This window comes from Rhizobium moroccans (assembly GCF_057559155.1).
The window spans coordinates 138,867-152,661 of record NZ_JBHFJG010000011.1 but is presented as its reverse complement, the minus strand read 5'-3'; the positions used below and the strand labels follow the sequence as shown (position 1 = coordinate 152,661).

The 13,795-nt window shown below is 62.4% G+C and carries 19 protein-coding genes; 12 read left to right on the top strand and 7 right to left on the bottom strand.

What is annotated here, in order from left to right; all coding sequences use genetic code 11:
- The first annotated feature begins 201 nt into the window (after nucleotides 1-201).
- Nucleotides 202-936 (top strand): NADPH-dependent F420 reductase, encoded by a 735-nt coding sequence (locus ACE04I_RS08965; RefSeq protein WP_046794467.1) that lies wholly within the window; start codon nucleotides 202-204, stop codon nucleotides 934-936.
- A 133-nt stretch (nucleotides 937-1,069) separates the two neighbouring features.
- Here ACE04I_RS08965 and ACE04I_RS08960 read toward each other — a convergent pair whose 3' ends face one another.
- Nucleotides 1,070-1,300: a DUF1127 domain-containing protein gene (locus ACE04I_RS08960; RefSeq protein ID WP_046794468.1), complete on the bottom strand. Its 231-nt coding sequence runs from the start codon at nucleotides 1,298-1,300 to the stop codon at nucleotides 1,070-1,072.
- Between the two features lie 217 nt (nucleotides 1,301-1,517).
- Between ACE04I_RS08960 and ACE04I_RS08955 the strand changes: the two genes are divergently transcribed.
- A complete protein-coding gene (locus ACE04I_RS08955) occupies nucleotides 1,518-2,432 on the top strand; it encodes an agmatinase (protein ID WP_046794469.1) in 915 nt (304 codons plus the stop codon).
- Between the two features lie 75 nt (nucleotides 2,433-2,507).
- The gene (locus ACE04I_RS08950) at nucleotides 2,508-4,028 is read left to right on the top strand and encodes a winged helix-turn-helix domain-containing tetratricopeptide repeat protein (protein WP_046794470.1); all 1,521 of its coding nucleotides are present in this window, start codon (nucleotides 2,508-2,510) and stop codon (nucleotides 4,026-4,028) included.
- 6 nt (nucleotides 4,029-4,034) lie between these two features.
- Here ACE04I_RS08950 and ACE04I_RS08945 read toward each other — a convergent pair whose 3' ends face one another.
- On the bottom strand, nucleotides 4,035-4,430 hold the full coding sequence (locus ACE04I_RS08945) for a GFA family protein (protein WP_046794471.1): 396 nt from the start codon (nucleotides 4,428-4,430) through the stop codon (nucleotides 4,035-4,037).
- A gap of 230 nt (nucleotides 4,431-4,660) precedes the next feature.
- Here ACE04I_RS08945 and ACE04I_RS08940 point away from each other — a divergent pair, with 230 nt between their 5' ends.
- Nucleotides 4,661-4,963, top strand: a complete 303-nt coding sequence (locus tag ACE04I_RS08940) for a hypothetical protein (RefSeq protein WP_046794472.1) — start codon at nucleotides 4,661-4,663, stop codon at nucleotides 4,961-4,963.
- 66 nt (nucleotides 4,964-5,029) lie between these two features.
- On the opposite strand, the gene ACE04I_RS08935 is transcribed toward ACE04I_RS08940, so the two are convergent.
- Both ACE04I_RS08935 and ACE04I_RS08930 read right to left on the bottom strand, forming a co-directional pair.
- On the bottom strand, nucleotides 5,030-5,464 hold the full coding sequence (locus tag ACE04I_RS08935; protein WP_046794473.1) for a hypothetical protein: 435 nt from the start codon (nucleotides 5,462-5,464) through the stop codon (nucleotides 5,030-5,032).
- A 135-nt stretch (nucleotides 5,465-5,599) separates the two neighbouring features.
- Nucleotides 5,600-6,691, bottom strand: a complete 1,092-nt coding sequence (locus tag ACE04I_RS08930) for a transporter substrate-binding domain-containing protein (protein WP_046794474.1) — start codon at nucleotides 6,689-6,691, stop codon at nucleotides 5,600-5,602.
- A 204-nt stretch (nucleotides 6,692-6,895) separates the two neighbouring features.
- Between ACE04I_RS08930 and ACE04I_RS08925 the strand changes: the two genes are divergently transcribed.
- The 3 genes from ACE04I_RS08925 to ACE04I_RS08915 all read left to right on the top strand — a co-directional run bounded on the left by ACE04I_RS08925 (nucleotide 6,896) and on the right by ACE04I_RS08915 (nucleotide 7,945).
- Entirely contained in the window at nucleotides 6,896-7,069 is a 174-nt protein-coding gene (locus ACE04I_RS08925; protein ID WP_170986365.1) for a hypothetical protein, read from the top strand.
- 110 nt (nucleotides 7,070-7,179) lie between these two features.
- Complete coding sequence (locus tag ACE04I_RS08920) at nucleotides 7,180-7,569, top strand: group II truncated hemoglobin (RefSeq protein ID WP_046794475.1); 390 nt, start codon at nucleotides 7,180-7,182, stop codon at nucleotides 7,567-7,569.
- A gap of 4 nt (nucleotides 7,570-7,573) precedes the next feature.
- Nucleotides 7,574-7,945, top strand: a complete 372-nt coding sequence (locus ACE04I_RS08915; protein ID WP_046794476.1) for a DUF423 domain-containing protein — start codon at nucleotides 7,574-7,576, stop codon at nucleotides 7,943-7,945.
- 200 nt (nucleotides 7,946-8,145) lie between these two features.
- Here ACE04I_RS08915 and ACE04I_RS08910 read toward each other — a convergent pair whose 3' ends face one another.
- Together ACE04I_RS08910 and ACE04I_RS08905 are read right to left on the bottom strand one after the other, a co-directional pair.
- On the bottom strand, nucleotides 8,146-8,367 hold the full coding sequence (locus ACE04I_RS08910) for a hypothetical protein (RefSeq protein WP_046794477.1): 222 nt from the start codon (nucleotides 8,365-8,367) through the stop codon (nucleotides 8,146-8,148).
- A complete protein-coding gene (locus ACE04I_RS08905; RefSeq protein ID WP_046794478.1) occupies nucleotides 8,348-8,749 on the bottom strand; it encodes a DUF2325 domain-containing protein in 402 nt (133 codons plus the stop codon). The genes ACE04I_RS08910 and ACE04I_RS08905 overlap by 20 nt, the downstream gene beginning before the upstream one ends.
- 214 nt (nucleotides 8,750-8,963) lie before the next feature.
- On the opposite strand from ACE04I_RS08905, the gene ACE04I_RS08900 reads away from it, so the two are divergent.
- Genes ACE04I_RS08900 through ACE04I_RS08885 form a run of 4 tightly spaced genes read left to right on the top strand, consistent with a single transcriptional unit; the run spans nucleotide 8,964 to nucleotide 12,301 of the window.
- Nucleotides 8,964-10,337 (top strand): NAD(P)-dependent oxidoreductase, encoded by a 1,374-nt coding sequence (locus ACE04I_RS08900; protein WP_046794479.1) that lies wholly within the window; start codon nucleotides 8,964-8,966, stop codon nucleotides 10,335-10,337.
- A gap of 15 nt (nucleotides 10,338-10,352) precedes the next feature.
- Nucleotides 10,353-11,666 carry an NAD-dependent dihydropyrimidine dehydrogenase subunit PreA gene (preA, locus tag ACE04I_RS08895; protein ID WP_046794480.1) on the top strand — a complete coding sequence of 438 codons (1,314 nt, stop codon included), beginning with the start codon at nucleotides 10,353-10,355 and terminating at the stop codon, nucleotides 11,664-11,666.
- A 55-nt stretch (nucleotides 11,667-11,721) separates the two neighbouring features.
- On the top strand, nucleotides 11,722-11,961 hold the full coding sequence (locus ACE04I_RS08890) for a ribbon-helix-helix protein, CopG family (RefSeq protein ID WP_046794481.1): 240 nt from the start codon (nucleotides 11,722-11,724) through the stop codon (nucleotides 11,959-11,961).
- The gene (locus ACE04I_RS08885) at nucleotides 11,951-12,301 is read left to right on the top strand and encodes a type II toxin-antitoxin system PemK/MazF family toxin (RefSeq protein WP_082118331.1); all 351 of its coding nucleotides are present in this window, start codon (nucleotides 11,951-11,953) and stop codon (nucleotides 12,299-12,301) included. The genes ACE04I_RS08890 and ACE04I_RS08885 overlap by 11 nt, the downstream gene beginning before the upstream one ends.
- An 18-nt stretch (nucleotides 12,302-12,319) precedes the next feature.
- Here the strand turns inward: ACE04I_RS08885 and ftrA are convergent, their stop codons facing one another.
- Complete coding sequence (ftrA, locus tag ACE04I_RS08880; protein WP_487206989.1) at nucleotides 12,320-13,312, bottom strand: transcriptional regulator FtrA; 993 nt, start codon at nucleotides 13,310-13,312, stop codon at nucleotides 12,320-12,322.
- Between the two features lie 71 nt (nucleotides 13,313-13,383).
- Between ftrA and ACE04I_RS08875 the strand changes: the two genes are divergently transcribed.
- A complete protein-coding gene (locus ACE04I_RS08875; protein ID WP_046794483.1) occupies nucleotides 13,384-13,791 on the top strand; it encodes a rhodanese-like domain-containing protein in 408 nt (135 codons plus the stop codon).
- Nucleotides 13,792-13,795: the final 4 nt, after the last annotated feature.

Sequence of the window (13,795 nt, the reverse complement as noted above, 5' to 3'; positions counted from 1 at the left end):
GCCTATACGCTGATCGGCGGCACGGCGGTCGGCACCGTGATGATCCTGCTCTTCCTGCCCGCGCTCTATGCCGCATGGTTCCGCATCAAGCCGACAGAAAAAGAAAGCCACGGGAATTTCCCAAAGGAGCTGGAGTTACGAACTGCAATGGCTGCCGAGTAGGGCTCAGTTGTCGGACCCACATTCACGAAAGGACATTCCATGAAGATCGGAATCATCGGAGCCGGGAACATCGGCGCGACTTTGGCGAGAAAACTTGCCGCCAGCGGCCATGAGGTCAAACTCGCCAATTCGAAGGGGCCGGACAGCATTCGCGATCTTGCCCGCGACGTAGGAGCCACCGCTGTTTCTAAGGAGGACGCCGTGCGGAGCGTGGAGGCGATCATTCTTTCGATCCCGTTCGCGAACTATCCCGATCTTGCCGGGCTCTTCAAGGACGTGCCGACCGACGTCGTCGTGATCGACACCTCCAACTATTACCCGTTCCGCGACGGTGCGATCGCCGAGGTCGACGGAGGCAGGCCTGAAAGCACCTGGGTGAGCGAGCAGATTGGGCGACCCGTCGTCAAAGCATGGAATGCTGTGCTGGCGGAGACGCTGGCCGAGAGAGGACAACCGAATGGGACATCCGGACGGATCGCCATTCCGGTCGCGGGCGACGATCCGAAGGCAAAGGCTACCGCCATGGAACTGGTGGAAGCCACGGGCTTTGACGCACACGACTCTGGAAGTCTCGGTGATTCCTGGCGTCAGCAGCCCGGCACCCCTGCCTATTGCACGGAACTGACGAGGAGCGAGCTGAGATCGGCGCTGCAATCAGCGGATCAATCCCGCGCGGCCGGCAATCGCGAAGCTCTCATCAGGGAATTCGCAGCGGCCGGTGGCAAGCTGACCCACGACGAAATCGTTGCCCGCAACCGGGCCGTGACTGCGTGATTATGGAGCCTTAAGGATAGACGAAAACCACGCCTCCGATAGCCGTCATGCAGTCCGTAGCCGATCCGGCTGCATACGCTTAGCTCTATGACGGCAAGGAAACGGCCTTCCGCCGCTGTTGCAGCATCTCCCCTTAGAGAGGCGGTGTCGGTCCTTGCCAGAAGGGCTTGGAGATCTCGTCTTCGAACTGCCGTCTCGTGAGCCCGATATCGTCCATCAAGTGGGGATCGTCCTTCAGTTTCTGCTCGAGCTCAAAGCGGAAGCGCATCCGCGCGCCCCAGGTGGCGATGATGTTTCGCAGACCCGCAAGGCTATGGCGCCGGCTCGGCGCTTCAGCCTGCTCAGCGTGGGGAATATCGTTCATGGCAACCTCCATAGGGTGTGAGGGTCCGGTGACCCTCGAAAGAGGTTGAATTCTGCGGGATGCGGAGAGCGCCGTAATTAAGCCCTCCCGAATAGTTCCAAAAACTTCCAAACGGGCTATCTTGCAGGCTTGCAAGGCTTGGCGCAGGGTTTGCCCTATCGCAAACCAACTATCCTCTGCCTAGGCACAGAGATTTCATTATCAAGGCTATCAAGAAATGACCGCCGCCTCAGCTCCCTTTCTCGGCCTTCCCGATCACCTCGCCGACAGCCGCATCCCCCATGCTGTGATCTTCGGAGCCGGTCACGGCAGCACCTATCGAGGCAAGGACAGCAGCGGACATGCCCTGGCCGCCGATGCAATCCGCGCTGCGAGCCAGGAGGATGCCGCACTCGTCGAGCACTGGGATTTCGATCTCGGTGGCCCGCTGTTTGACGGCAAGCCGGTCTCCTGCATAGATGCCGGCGATATCCCGACCACCATGCATGACAATGCCGGCAACCGTGCCCGGATCGAGGCGAAGACGCGCAAGATCTTAGCGTTGCCGGCAGCGCCGATCCTGCTCGGCGGCGACTGTTCCGTGACGATTCCCTTCCTCGCCGGCTTTGCGGATCATGGTCCGATTTGGATACTGCAGATCGACGCCCATATCGACTGGCGCGACGAGGTGAATGACGAACGCTACGGCTATTCGAGCCCGATGCGCCGGGCGAGCGAGATGCCGCATATCGCCGGCATCGTGCAGGCCGGCCTCCGCAGCGTCGGTAGTGCCCGCTTCACCGACATCGAAGCAGCGCGGGATTATGGCAGCAGCTTCGTGACCGCCCGCGAGGTTCACTCTAAAGGCATCGAAGCCGCGCTCCGGTATATCCCGGAAGGAGCGCGCGTTGTTGTCACTCTTGATTGCGACAGTATCGATCCTGGTATCATGCCGGGCGTGGCGGCACGCGCCCCTGGCGGCCTCACTTATACGCAGGTGATCGACTTGATCGCAGGCCTCGGCAAGCGGGCCAAGATCGCAGGATTCGACCTTGTTGAACTTTATCCTCCCGCCGACATTGACGGCCTATCGGCCCTGACGGCCGCGCGCCTTCTCGTCAATGTCATCGGCACCATCGTCCGGCAGGCTTGAAGACCCGGCGTCCTCTCGCGCAGGATGCGCCAGACAAGGTTCCATCCGAGCCTTAAAGGTTCTAAAGATGCGCCCATGCAGGGATCGCGCTTCGCCTTTGGTCCGTTCGTACTTGATCCGGATGCGGGAACACTGCTCTGGAACGATGATCCCGTGGCCCTCGGCTATCGCGGGGTGAAGCTGCTCGCGGCGCTGGTCGGCCGGCCCGGCGAGATCCTGAGCAAGGCGGAATTGATGGATGCGGCGTGGCCCGGCATGGCCGTGGAGGAAGGCAACCTCACCGTCCAGATCGCACAGATCAGGAAGCTGCTCGGCCCAGCCGGCGACGCCGCCAATGGGGGCGGTGAATGGATTTCCACGGTGCCGCGCGTCGGCTACCGCTTTCTCGGCACCGTCGAACGGCTCGGCGGAGGCAAGCGAAATCCCCTGCCCCTGCCCGACAAGCCATCGATCGCCGTGCTGCCTTTTGTGAATATCAGCAACGATCCCGAACAGGAAGCCTTTGCGGACGGGCTGACCGAAGACCTGATAACCGATCTCTCCAGGAATTCCGGCCTGTTCGTCATCGCGCGCAATTCCTCCTTTGCCTACAGGGGAAAGGCGATGGACGTGCGCGCTATCGCCGAGGAGCTTGGCGTGCGCTACCTGCTCACGGGAAGCGCAAGACGCGCCGTGGGCCGTGTGCGCATCAATGCGCAACTGGTCGACGCGGCAAGCGGCGATCACCTATGGGCGGAACGCTTCGATCACGGCCTGGACGATATCTTTGCGGTGCAGGACGAGGTGACGGCCAGGATCGTGGAGGCGCTCACCGGCAGGCTCAGCGCTCCGCCGCCGCGCAATCGGCCCAAGAACCTCGAGGCTTACGATCTCTGCGTGCGGGCGCGCAGGCTGATGGACGACACGCCGCAGATGGCGCGGGAAGCGCATCTGATGCTGACGCGCGCGGTTTCGCTCGATCCGGACTATGCCGAGGCCTATCGCTGGCTTGCCATGAACCACTGGATGGGCTGGGTGCATTCCGGCGGCCCGACGGAAGCCGATCGGGACATAGCGCTGGAACTGGCCCGCAAGGCCGTGACGCTCGATCCCGACAGCGCCGGCTCGCGCTGGATCCTCGCCTATCTGCTCGCCTATGAGCGCAGCTTTGCCGAGGCGGATGCGGAGTTCGAAAAGGCGCTCGCGCTCGATCCCAACGAGGCCGACACGTTTGCGGCCCTATCCGACATCGCGATCCTGGCCGGGCGGATAGAGGAGGGACAGGAGCATATCGCCAAAGCGTTCCGGCTGAACCCGTTTCCGGCAAGCTGGTACTATCTGGCGCTCGGCCAGGCGCAATATGCGGCTGGCCGATACGAAGAGGCTGTCGAGACGCTGCGCCGGGACGAAACCTATCGGACAAGCTCCCGCCGCTTCCTGGCGGCGAGCCTCGCCCAGCTTGGCCGGCTCGACGAGGCGCGCGTGGAGGCGGAACTCTTCCTCGTCGGCAACCCGGATTTCACGATCCGCCATTGGGCGGCGACGGAGCCGTTCCGCGACGCCGCGACGCTTCAGCATTTCATCGACGGCTTCCGCAAGGCGGGTCTGCCGGAGTGAGGCGCCCTATTCCTCAAGTCGCTCCGTATTGTCCCGATCGTGCTCGTATCGCCGCTTGAGCGGAAACGGTGGCAGCCAGGTTTCGCGACGGACGGTCCAGAGTTCGTAGGTCGGCGTAAATTGGTTCGGAGCATCGAGCGACCCGAGGTTCATCTCGATTTCGTCTCCTCCGCTGCGGGCGAAAACGGTCGAGCCGCAGCGAGGACAGAAATGCCGCCCGGCATAGTCGCGCGTTTCGCCCTCGATTGTCACCGCGTCCTCAGGGAATATCGCGGAGGCGTGGAAAAGGGCCCCGTGATGCTTGCGGCAGTCGAGACAATGACAAATGCCGACCCGGTATGGGCGGCCCTCCGCCGCAAATCGGACATTGCCGCACAGGCAGCCGCCGGTGAAACGATCCATGCTGTGTCTCCTCCTCCAATATCCAAGCTATGGATATGGCTACAACGTGCAGCGCCGTCATTGCAATTGACCGGAGGACGGAAGGGAAACTCGGGATGGCTGCAGCGCCGGCGCGGCTTACCAAAATTTAACGGAATGGACATGCAACCGTAGTCTCGGGAAGCGCATTGTTTGCCCGTATTCAGGCAAGGCCACCCAAGCCGCGCCTGAAGAGCAAAAGGAACAGGACCATGTGGACCAATACGCGCAAGCTCGTCACCACCGGTCTGGTCGCCTTGACAATTGCGGGCACCACAATTGCCACCGCCTCCCAGGCTGAAGCTCACAACAATTTCGGACGCGGCCTTGCCGCCGGTATCGCGGGCACCATCGTCGGCGGCGCGCTTATCGCCGGAGCTGCCCGCCCCGCCTATGCCGGCCCGGTTTATGAGGCACCTATCTACGAACCGGTCTACCGGGCTTATCCCGCCTGCCGCGTCATCTGGCGTCAGAATGCCTGGGGTGACATGTATCGCGCACGCGTCTGCGACTGATGTTCTATGCCTTGGAAAGCCGGGCGTCGAACCCGGCTTTTCCAATCGAAATGCCTGACCGGTGTATCAGTCGTTGATGGCGATGATCTTCACCGCCATATGCTTTTCGTCCTTTCCGACCTCGGAGAACCACACCTCGCCATCACCGATCATCACGCCCTGCCAGTTGGCAAACAGCGTCGGATAGGTCTGCTTGGCGATGGAAGCCTTCACCTTCGCGGTGACCACCTTGTCGTAGTCGGCAACGAAATGCCTGGCATCCTTGATCTTGACGGCTTTGCCGGCGATGCGCGCCTGGAAGGGATAATCCACCATGTTCGCCACGGTCTCCTTATCGTCGGAGGCGACCGCCTTCTGCAGCTTGGCGAGGAAATCCGCATAGGGCTTGTGATCGCCAAACAGGCTGTCGAGCGATTTGTCCGTATCGGCCGCGGTCTGCGCCATCGCCGGTGCCGACAGCGCCAGGACGCCGGCAAACGCCAGGATCAATGTCTTGTTCATATCGCTACTCCTCGGGTCGAACTCGAAATCGCGTGATTCGGAATGGTAGTGCTGCGGCCGATTTTCCAACCGGCAACATGCCGCTTTGGTTAACGATTTAGACGAAAGCGGTCGCGCTACGGTGACGGGATTGGGTCACTGGCTGTTGCCGAAATATTTCCGTCGCAGGTTTTCCAGCGCGCCCGCCTCCTGCAACGCGAGGATCTGCAGCGTGACCTCGTGGCTGAGCGTGTCACCGTGCCTGAAGCCGAAACCGTATTTGTCGGGGTGGAAGATCGGCCCGACGACGGAGAGCGGTGACGCGGAATGGGTGTGCGCATAATATTCCAGCACCGGCGCATCCCCGATGAGAGCGGAGGAACGGCCGGAGACAAGGCCCGCCACCGCCCCGTCGATATCGGAATATGCGTCCGTCGCAAGCCGCAGCTCGTTCGAATAGCTCTCCGCTACGCTGCCGCCGAGCACGCCCACGGTCTTTCCCGGCAGGTCGGCAAGGGAATTGACCTGATGCGTCAGCGTCAGCGCCGTCATGACGCTGGTGACGGATGAGGTGAGATAGGCGATGACGGCCACGCCGCAGACCATCCAGATCCCGCCCGAAACCCTTCCCAACCAGCCGAGCGCATTGGGGCGCGTGACCTTGCCGGAGGTGGCGACCGACATGACCTCGTAGAAGCTCTCGGCAAGGCCCTCATGCCAGGTTTGCGGGAAGGTCTTGTCGATGCGCCGGTAAAACAGGGCGAGAACGAGCGTGGCGACCACGACGATGAAGGCGAGCCAGGCCATGGCGCGCAGATGGCCGGCGCGCTCCAGCCCGCCGATGACCTGCCAGAACCCCGCATCTTCGCTATCCGCCACCATGATGCGCAAACCGGCATCATACCAGGGCTGGGAAAACGTGATGCGCTCGACCCGCCCCCTGGTGATCGTCAGGTTGGAAACGGCGACATCGGCCTCGCCGCGCTCCGTCGCGGCGATAAGCGCCTCGAAACTCGGATAGTCGCGATAGCTGTAGACGAGGTTCAGCGGCCTTGCCGTCGCCTCCCAAAGCTCGATCGCCATTCCGGAATAGTGTTCCCCATCTTTCATCACGAAAGGCGGGCTCACATAAACCCCGACCGCCAGGGGCCGCGGCGGTGCTGACTGGCTCTGAGCCTGCGCGGGGCGGAAATAGAAGGATGCGGCAATGAATAGGAGAATCAAAATCGATATGCGGCAATATTTCATCGGCCCGTTCCCAATCCCTCTTTTCTCCGGCTTGGCGTTCCTTGCGAGCGCCGACCGCAAGCGGTCTCCCATCCCGATTTAAGACGGCTGCCGATATTGTCGATACGCGCTGAGCATGAACATTGCTGCAGGTAGTGGGCGGCTTCTCCAGGGAACGACCTTCCCCAAGGCGCGTTGGCCTTCGAAAACCCATCGGAGGATGCCATGAACGAGGACAAGAAGGCCCGCGAAGCCGTCGAAAGCGGCAAACCGCTGAAGCCGGCCAAGGAGCCGGCCGGTCCGCATGCCAAGGAACACCTGATTGACCGCGACAAGACGCCCGGTTCCGGCTCGCTGCCGGAGCCCGGCGGCCGGGAGGCGGATGTCGGGCCGGATTGATATAAGGTCTGTCCGGAAGCCCTCCCCCGCTGCGACGCCATGGCGCTTGCCCGGATCGCTCCGGCGGACTACACCCGCAGGGACGATCCGGAAGGCGGCCAGAAGCTCTCATGGCAGGCGAAACCATCACACTCTACGAAGCGATCGGCGGCGATCAGACCGTCCGCGCATTGGTGAAGCGTTTCTACGAACTCATGGACACGCTTCCGGAAGCCGCCCGCTGCCGCGCCATCCACCCGCCGAGCCTCGAAGGCAGCGAAGCGAAACTCTACGATTATCTCACCGGCTATCTCGGCGGGCCTCCGGTCTATGTCGAAAAATACGGACATCCACGTTTGCGATCGCGCCACTTCATGGCCGAGATCGGCCCCGCCGAACGGGACGAATGGATGCTCTGCTTCCGCCGCGCCATGGAAGAGACGATCGAAAACCCAAAGCTGCGCGACATCATCTGGCCGCCGATCGAGCGCCTCGCCTTCCACATGCAGAACCGGGAATAGGCCAATGGAAAGACTCGACAATCTCAGGCCGTTGATTCTGTTTGTGAGCGGGCTCATGGGCGCTGCGGGCGTGGCTCTGGCGGCTGCGGCGAGCCACGGCGGCGACAGGACATTTCTCGGTTCGGCCTCGACCATGTGCCTCGCCCACGCGCCGGTCCTGCTGGGGCTCTATCTCGGCCACAAGGCATTCCGGACCGCGACGCCGGCCGCACTGGTGCTCGGGCTCGGAACGATCATCTTCGCCGGCGACCTGGTGGCGCGGCATTTCCTCGGCGAACGGCTATTCCCCTTGGCCGCGCCGATCGGCGGGTTGGGCATGATGCTCGGCTGGCTGCTCGTGGCGGCGGGGGCAGTTTTCGGGCGCAGAGAGATTTAAGCCCCCTCTGGCCTGCCGGCCATCTCCCCCACAAGGGGGGGAGAAGACTTGTGGCAAGGCATTGCCTCATCCGTGGCCCCTTTCCCTGTGCGATCGCATATGGGACGTGACGCAGTCCGGCATCCCTGACCCTCCCCCTTGTGGGGAGGGTGGCCGGCAGGCGGGAGGGGTTTCCAAGACCGATGCAGACGGGACTTTGCCTACCGCCTGAACGCCAGCACCCGCCCCGCTTGGTCGGGCGGCACATCGGAGTAATGCGATTTCACACCGGCGGGAAAGGCAACGACATTGGTCATGTCGGCCTGCGTCTCGGCGCGTCGCATCAGCAGTTCGTAAAGTTCGGGCACCAGCCCGTCGCCGTTCTGCTGGGCCAGCTTGTGCAGCCCGATGAACAGGCCGGCGTCAGGACGTTCTTCGTTCATCATTGCGTTCCTTCATGGTCTGAAGCGCCCGCTCCAGACTGGATTTCGAGCCGTTGCGCAGCGGAATGAAGGTCTTGCCGAACTTCTTGCAGCCCGTCTTGACCCTCAGACACGCATCGTGGCTGATACAGTCGATGGGGCAGAAGACGCAGTCGACCGAAGGCAGGACGGTATCGATGCGCGAGACCGCTTCCCGCAAGCCGCCGTCGTGGTGGATGAGTTCCGCGCCGTAGGTGCTGGCGATTTCCCGGAGATGCGCCACCTGGCAGTCGCGCCCGCCGACATAGAGAAAACTGCGAATATCCACCGCGTTGCCGGCAGGGCTTTTTTGGCTTTCCGCCGGGCCGCCATTGCCGTTCTTCCGCTTCTGCTTCTTCGCCATGAGGTCCCCATCTGGCAGTCGATTCCGTTTGGATGAGCGGCACCATAGTAAAGTTGATTTTCAGAGTAAAGATTAAAGTGGACTCTTTTTATCATGAATTTTCCGGCGCTCGCTGTGCCCGTTTCGTGCCAAAAATTTACCGTTTGATAAATTTTTAGCCTGTGTTACGCTCTGCCCAATAGTTGTCCATGAATCCACAATAAGGGAACAGAAGATGGAACGACTGGGAAGCGGCTCCGCGCCGGGCATCGAGGCTGGGCGCCTTACGCCGGCGGAGTATGAGACGAATTTCGCCGATCTTCATCCGCGCCTCGACAGGCACGAAGCGCTGGTCGCGGCCGACCGCTGTTATTTCTGTTACGACGCGCCGTGCATGACGGCCTGTCCCACCACGATCGATATCCCGATGTTCATCCGGCAGATATCGACGGGAAATCCGCTTGGCTCGGCGAAAACCATCTTCGATCAGAACATACTGGGCGGCATGTGCGCCCGCGTCTGTCCCACCGAAACGCTCTGCGAAGAGGCCTGTGTGCGCAACACGGCCGAGGACCGGCCGGTCGAGATCGGCAGGCTGCAGCGCTATGCGACGGACATCGCCATGGAGGCCGGCAGGCAGTTCTACACCCGCCCTGCCCCGACCGGTAAGACGGTGGCGGTGGTCGGCGCTGGCCCCGCAGGCCTTGCCGCAGCCCACAGGCTCGCCATGCACGGCCATTCCGTGGTGATCCTGGATGCCCGCGAGAAGGCAGGCGGCCTCAACGAATACGGCATCGCCACCTACAAGGCGGTGGACGAGTTCGCGAGCCGCGAGGTGGAATACGTCACCGCCATCGGCGGCATCGAGATCCGAAACGGCCAGGCGCTCGGCCGCGATTTCTCGCTCTCCGATCTAACTGCGCAATATGATGCGGTCTTCCTTGCCATGGGACTTGCCGGCGTCAACGGCCTCGGCATCGAGGGCGAGGATCTTGCCGGCGTGGACGATGCGGTGGATTTCATCGCGGCACTCCGCCAGGCCAAGGACAAGGCGACCGTACCGATCGGCCGTCGCATCGTCGTGCTCGGCGGCGGCATGACCGCCATCGACGCGGCAATCCAGGCAAAACTGCTCGGCGCCGAGGAAGTGACCATCTGCTATCGCCGCGGCAAGGAGCACATGAACGCCTCGGGCTACGAGCAGGATCTGGCCACCGCCAACGGCGTCATCATCCGCCACTGGCTGGCGCCGAAGCGCATTCTCGGCAAGGACGGCAGCGTCGCCGGCATCGAGGTCGAATATACCGCGATGCGTGACGGCAAGCTCGTCCCCACCGACGAGACGGGGGTGATCGCCGCCGATCAGATCATGAAGGCGATCGGTCAGAGCTTCCTCGCCTCCGGGCTCGGAGCACTTGCCATGGAACGTGGCAGAATAGCGGTGGATGCGGAAAGCCGCACCTCGGTCGAGCGCGTCTGGGCCGGCGGAGATTGCGTCGGCGTCGGCGAAGACCTCACCGTCTCGGCAGTCGCACAAGGCCGCGACGCTGCCGAAAGCATCAACCGCGTGCTCGCAGCCGGCATCCAGCCGGCTACGGCCGTAGCCTGAGCGGGAGGACGAACCATGGCTGATATCCGCAACAATTTCGTCGGCATAAAGTCTCCGAACCCCTTCTGGCTCGCCTCCGCGCCGCCGACCGACAAGGCCTATAACGTGGAGCGCGCCTTCAAGGCAGGCTGGGGCGGCGTCGTCTGGAAGACGCTCGGTGAGGAAGGCCCGCCGGTCGTCAACGTCAACGGCCCGCGCTACGGCGCGATCTGGGGCGCAGACCGCCGGCTTCTCGGCCTCAACAATATCGAACTCATCACCGACCGCGACCTCTACACCAATCTTCGCGAAATGAAGCAGGTGAAGAAGAACTGGCCGGACCGGGCGATCATCGCTTCGATCATGGTGCCCTGCACCGAGGAGGCCTGGAAGGCGATCCTGCCGCTGGTGGAAGAGACCGAGGTGGACGGCATCGAGCTGAATTTCGGCTGTCCGCACGGCATGTCCGAGCGCGGCATGGGCGCCGCCGTCGGCCAGGTGCCGGAATATATCGAGATGGTGGTGCGCTGGTGCAAGCAATATACCCGCATGCCAGTGATCACCAAGCTGACGCCGAACGTCACCGACATCCGCAAGCCGGCCCGCGCCGCGAAAGCCGGCGGCACTGACGCCGTCAGCCTGATCAACACGATCAACTCGATCGTCTCCGTCGATCTCGACAATTTCGCGCCGAATCCTACCGTCGGCGGCAAGGGTTCGCATGGCGGCTATTGCGGCCCGGCGGTGAAGCCGATCGCGCTCAACATGGTGGCCGAGATCGCCCGCGATCCCGAGACATACGGCCTGCCCATCTCCGGCATCGGCGGCATCACCACCTGGCGGGATGCGGCTGAATTCCTGGCACTCGGCGCCGGCAACGTGCAGGTCTGCACCGCGGCCATGACCTACGGCTTCAAGATCGTGCAGGAGATGATTACCGGCCTATCCGACTGGATGGACGCCAAGGGGCACCAATCGCTGGACGATATTATCGGTCGCGCCGTGCCTAACGTCACCGACTGGCAGTATCTCAACCTCAACTACATCGCCAAGGCGCATATCGATCAGGATGCCTGCATCAAATGCGGCCGCTGTCACATCGCCTGCGAGGACACTTCGCACCAGGCGATCACGCAATTCGTCGACGGTGTCCGCCATTTCGAGGTGATGGAAGAGGAATGCGTCGGCTGCAATCTCTGCGTCAACGTCTGTCCCGTCGAGAACTGCATCACCATGGAAGCGCTTCCGGCGGGCGAACTCGACAAGCGCACCGGCAAGGTGGTCGATCCCGTCTATGCCAACTGGACGACCCATCCGAACAATCCGATGGCCCGGCAGGCCGCGGAGTAGCTTGCCCTGGTTCCTGATGGGTGTAATATGTTTTGTATTACCTCGGAGATGAACCATGGCAAGTTTGATGAGTTTCCGAATTGACGAGCACTTGAAGGATCAGTTCGCGGAAGCGGCCCAGACCAGGCATCTCACTCAGAGCGAAGCGATCCGCGAGGCGTTGACGCTATACGTTCGCCGGGTTCGGAACGAACAGCTGCGGGATGCGGCAACCCGAATTAGACGGCATGAGGAAGAAGAGGCCGACGTGATGCGCTGGCTCTCATCGATGAGCGAGCCGATCGATGAAGATTGAGCGCGGTCGAATTTATCTGATGGCCGAGCGTGGTGACTATACGGGCAAGCCGAGACCGGTCGTGGTAATGCAAAACCCGAACGTTCAGTTGGAAAGCGTGATTGTCGTTCCCCTCACCTCTTACGATGCCGATGGTTCACCGATCCGCGTGGAGATCGAGCCGACCTTGGAGAACGGCTTGCAGAAGCGATCTTTCGCCATGTGCGACAAGATTACGACGCTTCCGAAAGCAAAACTCGGCATTTCCATCGGGACTATGGATATCGGGAGGCTGTCGGAGATAAAGCAGGTTATCGTTGACTTGGTGGATGAAGGCGAGGCGCTGGACGAAACCGCTTGATAAGGCTTCTCCAACACTTCACGCACCGAACGATCGCCGATACGCGCTCGGGCTGGTCCCCAACTGTTTGCGGAAGTGATGCCGCATCGTCGCCGGCGTGCCGAAGCCGCTGGCAACGGCAATATCCTCAAGCGAGGTCTCGTCATTCTCCAGCAATCCGCGCGCATGCCGAAGGCGCTCCTTCAGGAGCCACGCGCCGACGCTTACGCCCGTCGTCTGCTCGAACCGCCGCTGGAACGTGCGCATGCTCATGCCCGCCTTCTTGGCGAGCACGCTGATGGGCTGCTCGGCATCGAGGTTCTGGCGCATCCATTCGAGCAGCGGCCCCAGCCGCACGCCCTCGCGCTCGACGGGAACGGGCGCATGGATGAATTGCGCCTGCCCGCCTTCCCGGTGCGGCGGCAGCACGAGACGCCGGGCGACGCTGTTGGCGGCCTCCGCGCCGAAATCGCCGCGAACCACATGCAGGCAGAGATCGATGCCCGCGGCACTTCCCGCAGCGGTCAGGATGCTGCCCTCGTCCATGTAGAGAACGCTCGCATCGAAGGCGATGTCCGAATAGCGCTCCGCGAGCGAGGCGACATAGCGCCAATGCGTCGTCGCCCTGCGATTGCGAAGAAGGCCGGAAGCGGCAAGCACCGCGGCGCCCGAACACAGCGACATGATGCGCGCTCCGCGCTCATGGGCGGACCGCAAGGCTGCGATCAGGGTCTCGGGAACCTCCGCGTCGATCGCCCGCCAGCCCGGAACGATGATCAGATCCGCTTCGGCCATCGCTTCAAGCCCATGATCGACCAGAACGCTGAGCCCGCCCGCGGCCCTCAACGGGCCCGGTTCGATGCCGCAGACGGAATAGCGATACCAGCCCCCTCCCATTTCCGGACGCGGCAGGCCGAAGACTTCGTAGGCGATGCCGAACTCGAAGGTGCAGAGCCCGTCATAGGCGAGCACCGCTACACGGGGGCCGGAAAGAATTGAAGCTTTTGGCATGATCTTTACGATAATCGTCATTACGGCCAATTTCGCTTCGAACTAACATGAGGCACGGTCACGGGCAACATCAAACCGGAAAGGAAACACCGATGCCGAGCCCCGTCGCCGAGATATTCGCCTCCCCCGAAGCCGTTGCCGAACATTACGCAAGAAAGCTCGCCTTCGAGACGGATTGTTGGGACGTTCACGCATCCCTGCAGGCCGGCCATTCGGATTTCGTGCTCCTCGACGTCCGTTCGCCGGCGCTGTTTGCAGCCTCTCACATTCCGGGGGCCCTCAACCTGCCGCACGGGAAGATGACTGCGCACCGCATGTCGGAATGGCCGGCCGATACGCTCTTCATCGTTTATTGCGCAGGCCCTCATTGCAACGGCACCGACAAGGCGGCCCTGCGGCTCGCACGTCTCGGCCTGTCGGTGAAGGTCATGATCGGCGGCATGACCGGCTGGGCCGACGAAGGCTTCGCCTTCGAAAGCGCAGCCGTTGCCGCCGAATGACGAT

Bases quoted from the DNA above. Each gene is read 5' to 3' on its own strand.
- ACE04I_RS08905 (WP_046794478.1), bottom strand. From the start codon at position 8,749: ATGGCGAAGAAGCAGAAGCGGAAGAACGGCAATGGCGGCCCGGCGGAA.
- ACE04I_RS08875 (WP_046794483.1), top strand. From the start codon at position 13,384: ATGCCGAGCCCCGTCGCCGAGATATTCGCCTCCCCCGAAGCCGTTGCC.
- ACE04I_RS08950 (WP_046794470.1), top strand. From the start codon at position 2,508: ATGCAGGGATCGCGCTTCGCCTTTGGTCCGTTCGTACTTGATCCGGAT.
- preA (WP_046794480.1), top strand. From the start codon at position 10,353: ATGGCTGATATCCGCAACAATTTCGTCGGCATAAAGTCTCCGAACCCC.
- ACE04I_RS08955 (WP_046794469.1), top strand. From the start codon at position 1,518: ATGACCGCCGCCTCAGCTCCCTTTCTCGGCCTTCCCGATCACCTCGCC.
- ACE04I_RS08900 (WP_046794479.1), top strand. From the start codon at position 8,964: ATGGAACGACTGGGAAGCGGCTCCGCGCCGGGCATCGAGGCTGGGCGC.
- ACE04I_RS08920 (WP_046794475.1), top strand. From the start codon at position 7,180: ATGGCAGGCGAAACCATCACACTCTACGAAGCGATCGGCGGCGATCAG.
- ACE04I_RS08930 (WP_046794474.1), bottom strand. From the start codon at position 6,691: ATGAAATATTGCCGCATATCGATTTTGATTCTCCTATTCATTGCCGCA.
- ACE04I_RS08925 (WP_170986365.1), top strand. From the start codon at position 6,896: ATGAACGAGGACAAGAAGGCCCGCGAAGCCGTCGAAAGCGGCAAACCG.
- ACE04I_RS08940 (WP_046794472.1), top strand. From the start codon at position 4,661: ATGTGGACCAATACGCGCAAGCTCGTCACCACCGGTCTGGTCGCCTTG.
- ACE04I_RS08915 (WP_046794476.1), top strand. From the start codon at position 7,574: ATGGAAAGACTCGACAATCTCAGGCCGTTGATTCTGTTTGTGAGCGGG.
- ACE04I_RS08965 (WP_046794467.1), top strand. From the start codon at position 202: ATGAAGATCGGAATCATCGGAGCCGGGAACATCGGCGCGACTTTGGCG.
- ACE04I_RS08945 (WP_046794471.1), bottom strand. From the start codon at position 4,430: ATGGATCGTTTCACCGGCGGCTGCCTGTGCGGCAATGTCCGATTTGCG.
- ACE04I_RS08885 (WP_082118331.1), top strand. From the start codon at position 11,951: ATGAAGATTGAGCGCGGTCGAATTTATCTGATGGCCGAGCGTGGTGAC.
- ACE04I_RS08910 (WP_046794477.1), bottom strand. From the start codon at position 8,367: ATGAACGAAGAACGTCCTGACGCCGGCCTGTTCATCGGGCTGCACAAG.
- ftrA (WP_487206989.1), bottom strand. From the start codon at position 13,312: ATGACGATTATCGTAAAGATCATGCCAAAAGCTTCAATTCTTTCCGGC.
- ACE04I_RS08890 (WP_046794481.1), top strand. From the start codon at position 11,722: ATGGCAAGTTTGATGAGTTTCCGAATTGACGAGCACTTGAAGGATCAG.
- ACE04I_RS08960 (WP_046794468.1), bottom strand. From the start codon at position 1,300: ATGAACGATATTCCCCACGCTGAGCAGGCTGAAGCGCCGAGCCGGCGC.
- ACE04I_RS08935 (WP_046794473.1), bottom strand. From the start codon at position 5,464: ATGAACAAGACATTGATCCTGGCGTTTGCCGGCGTCCTGGCGCTGTCG.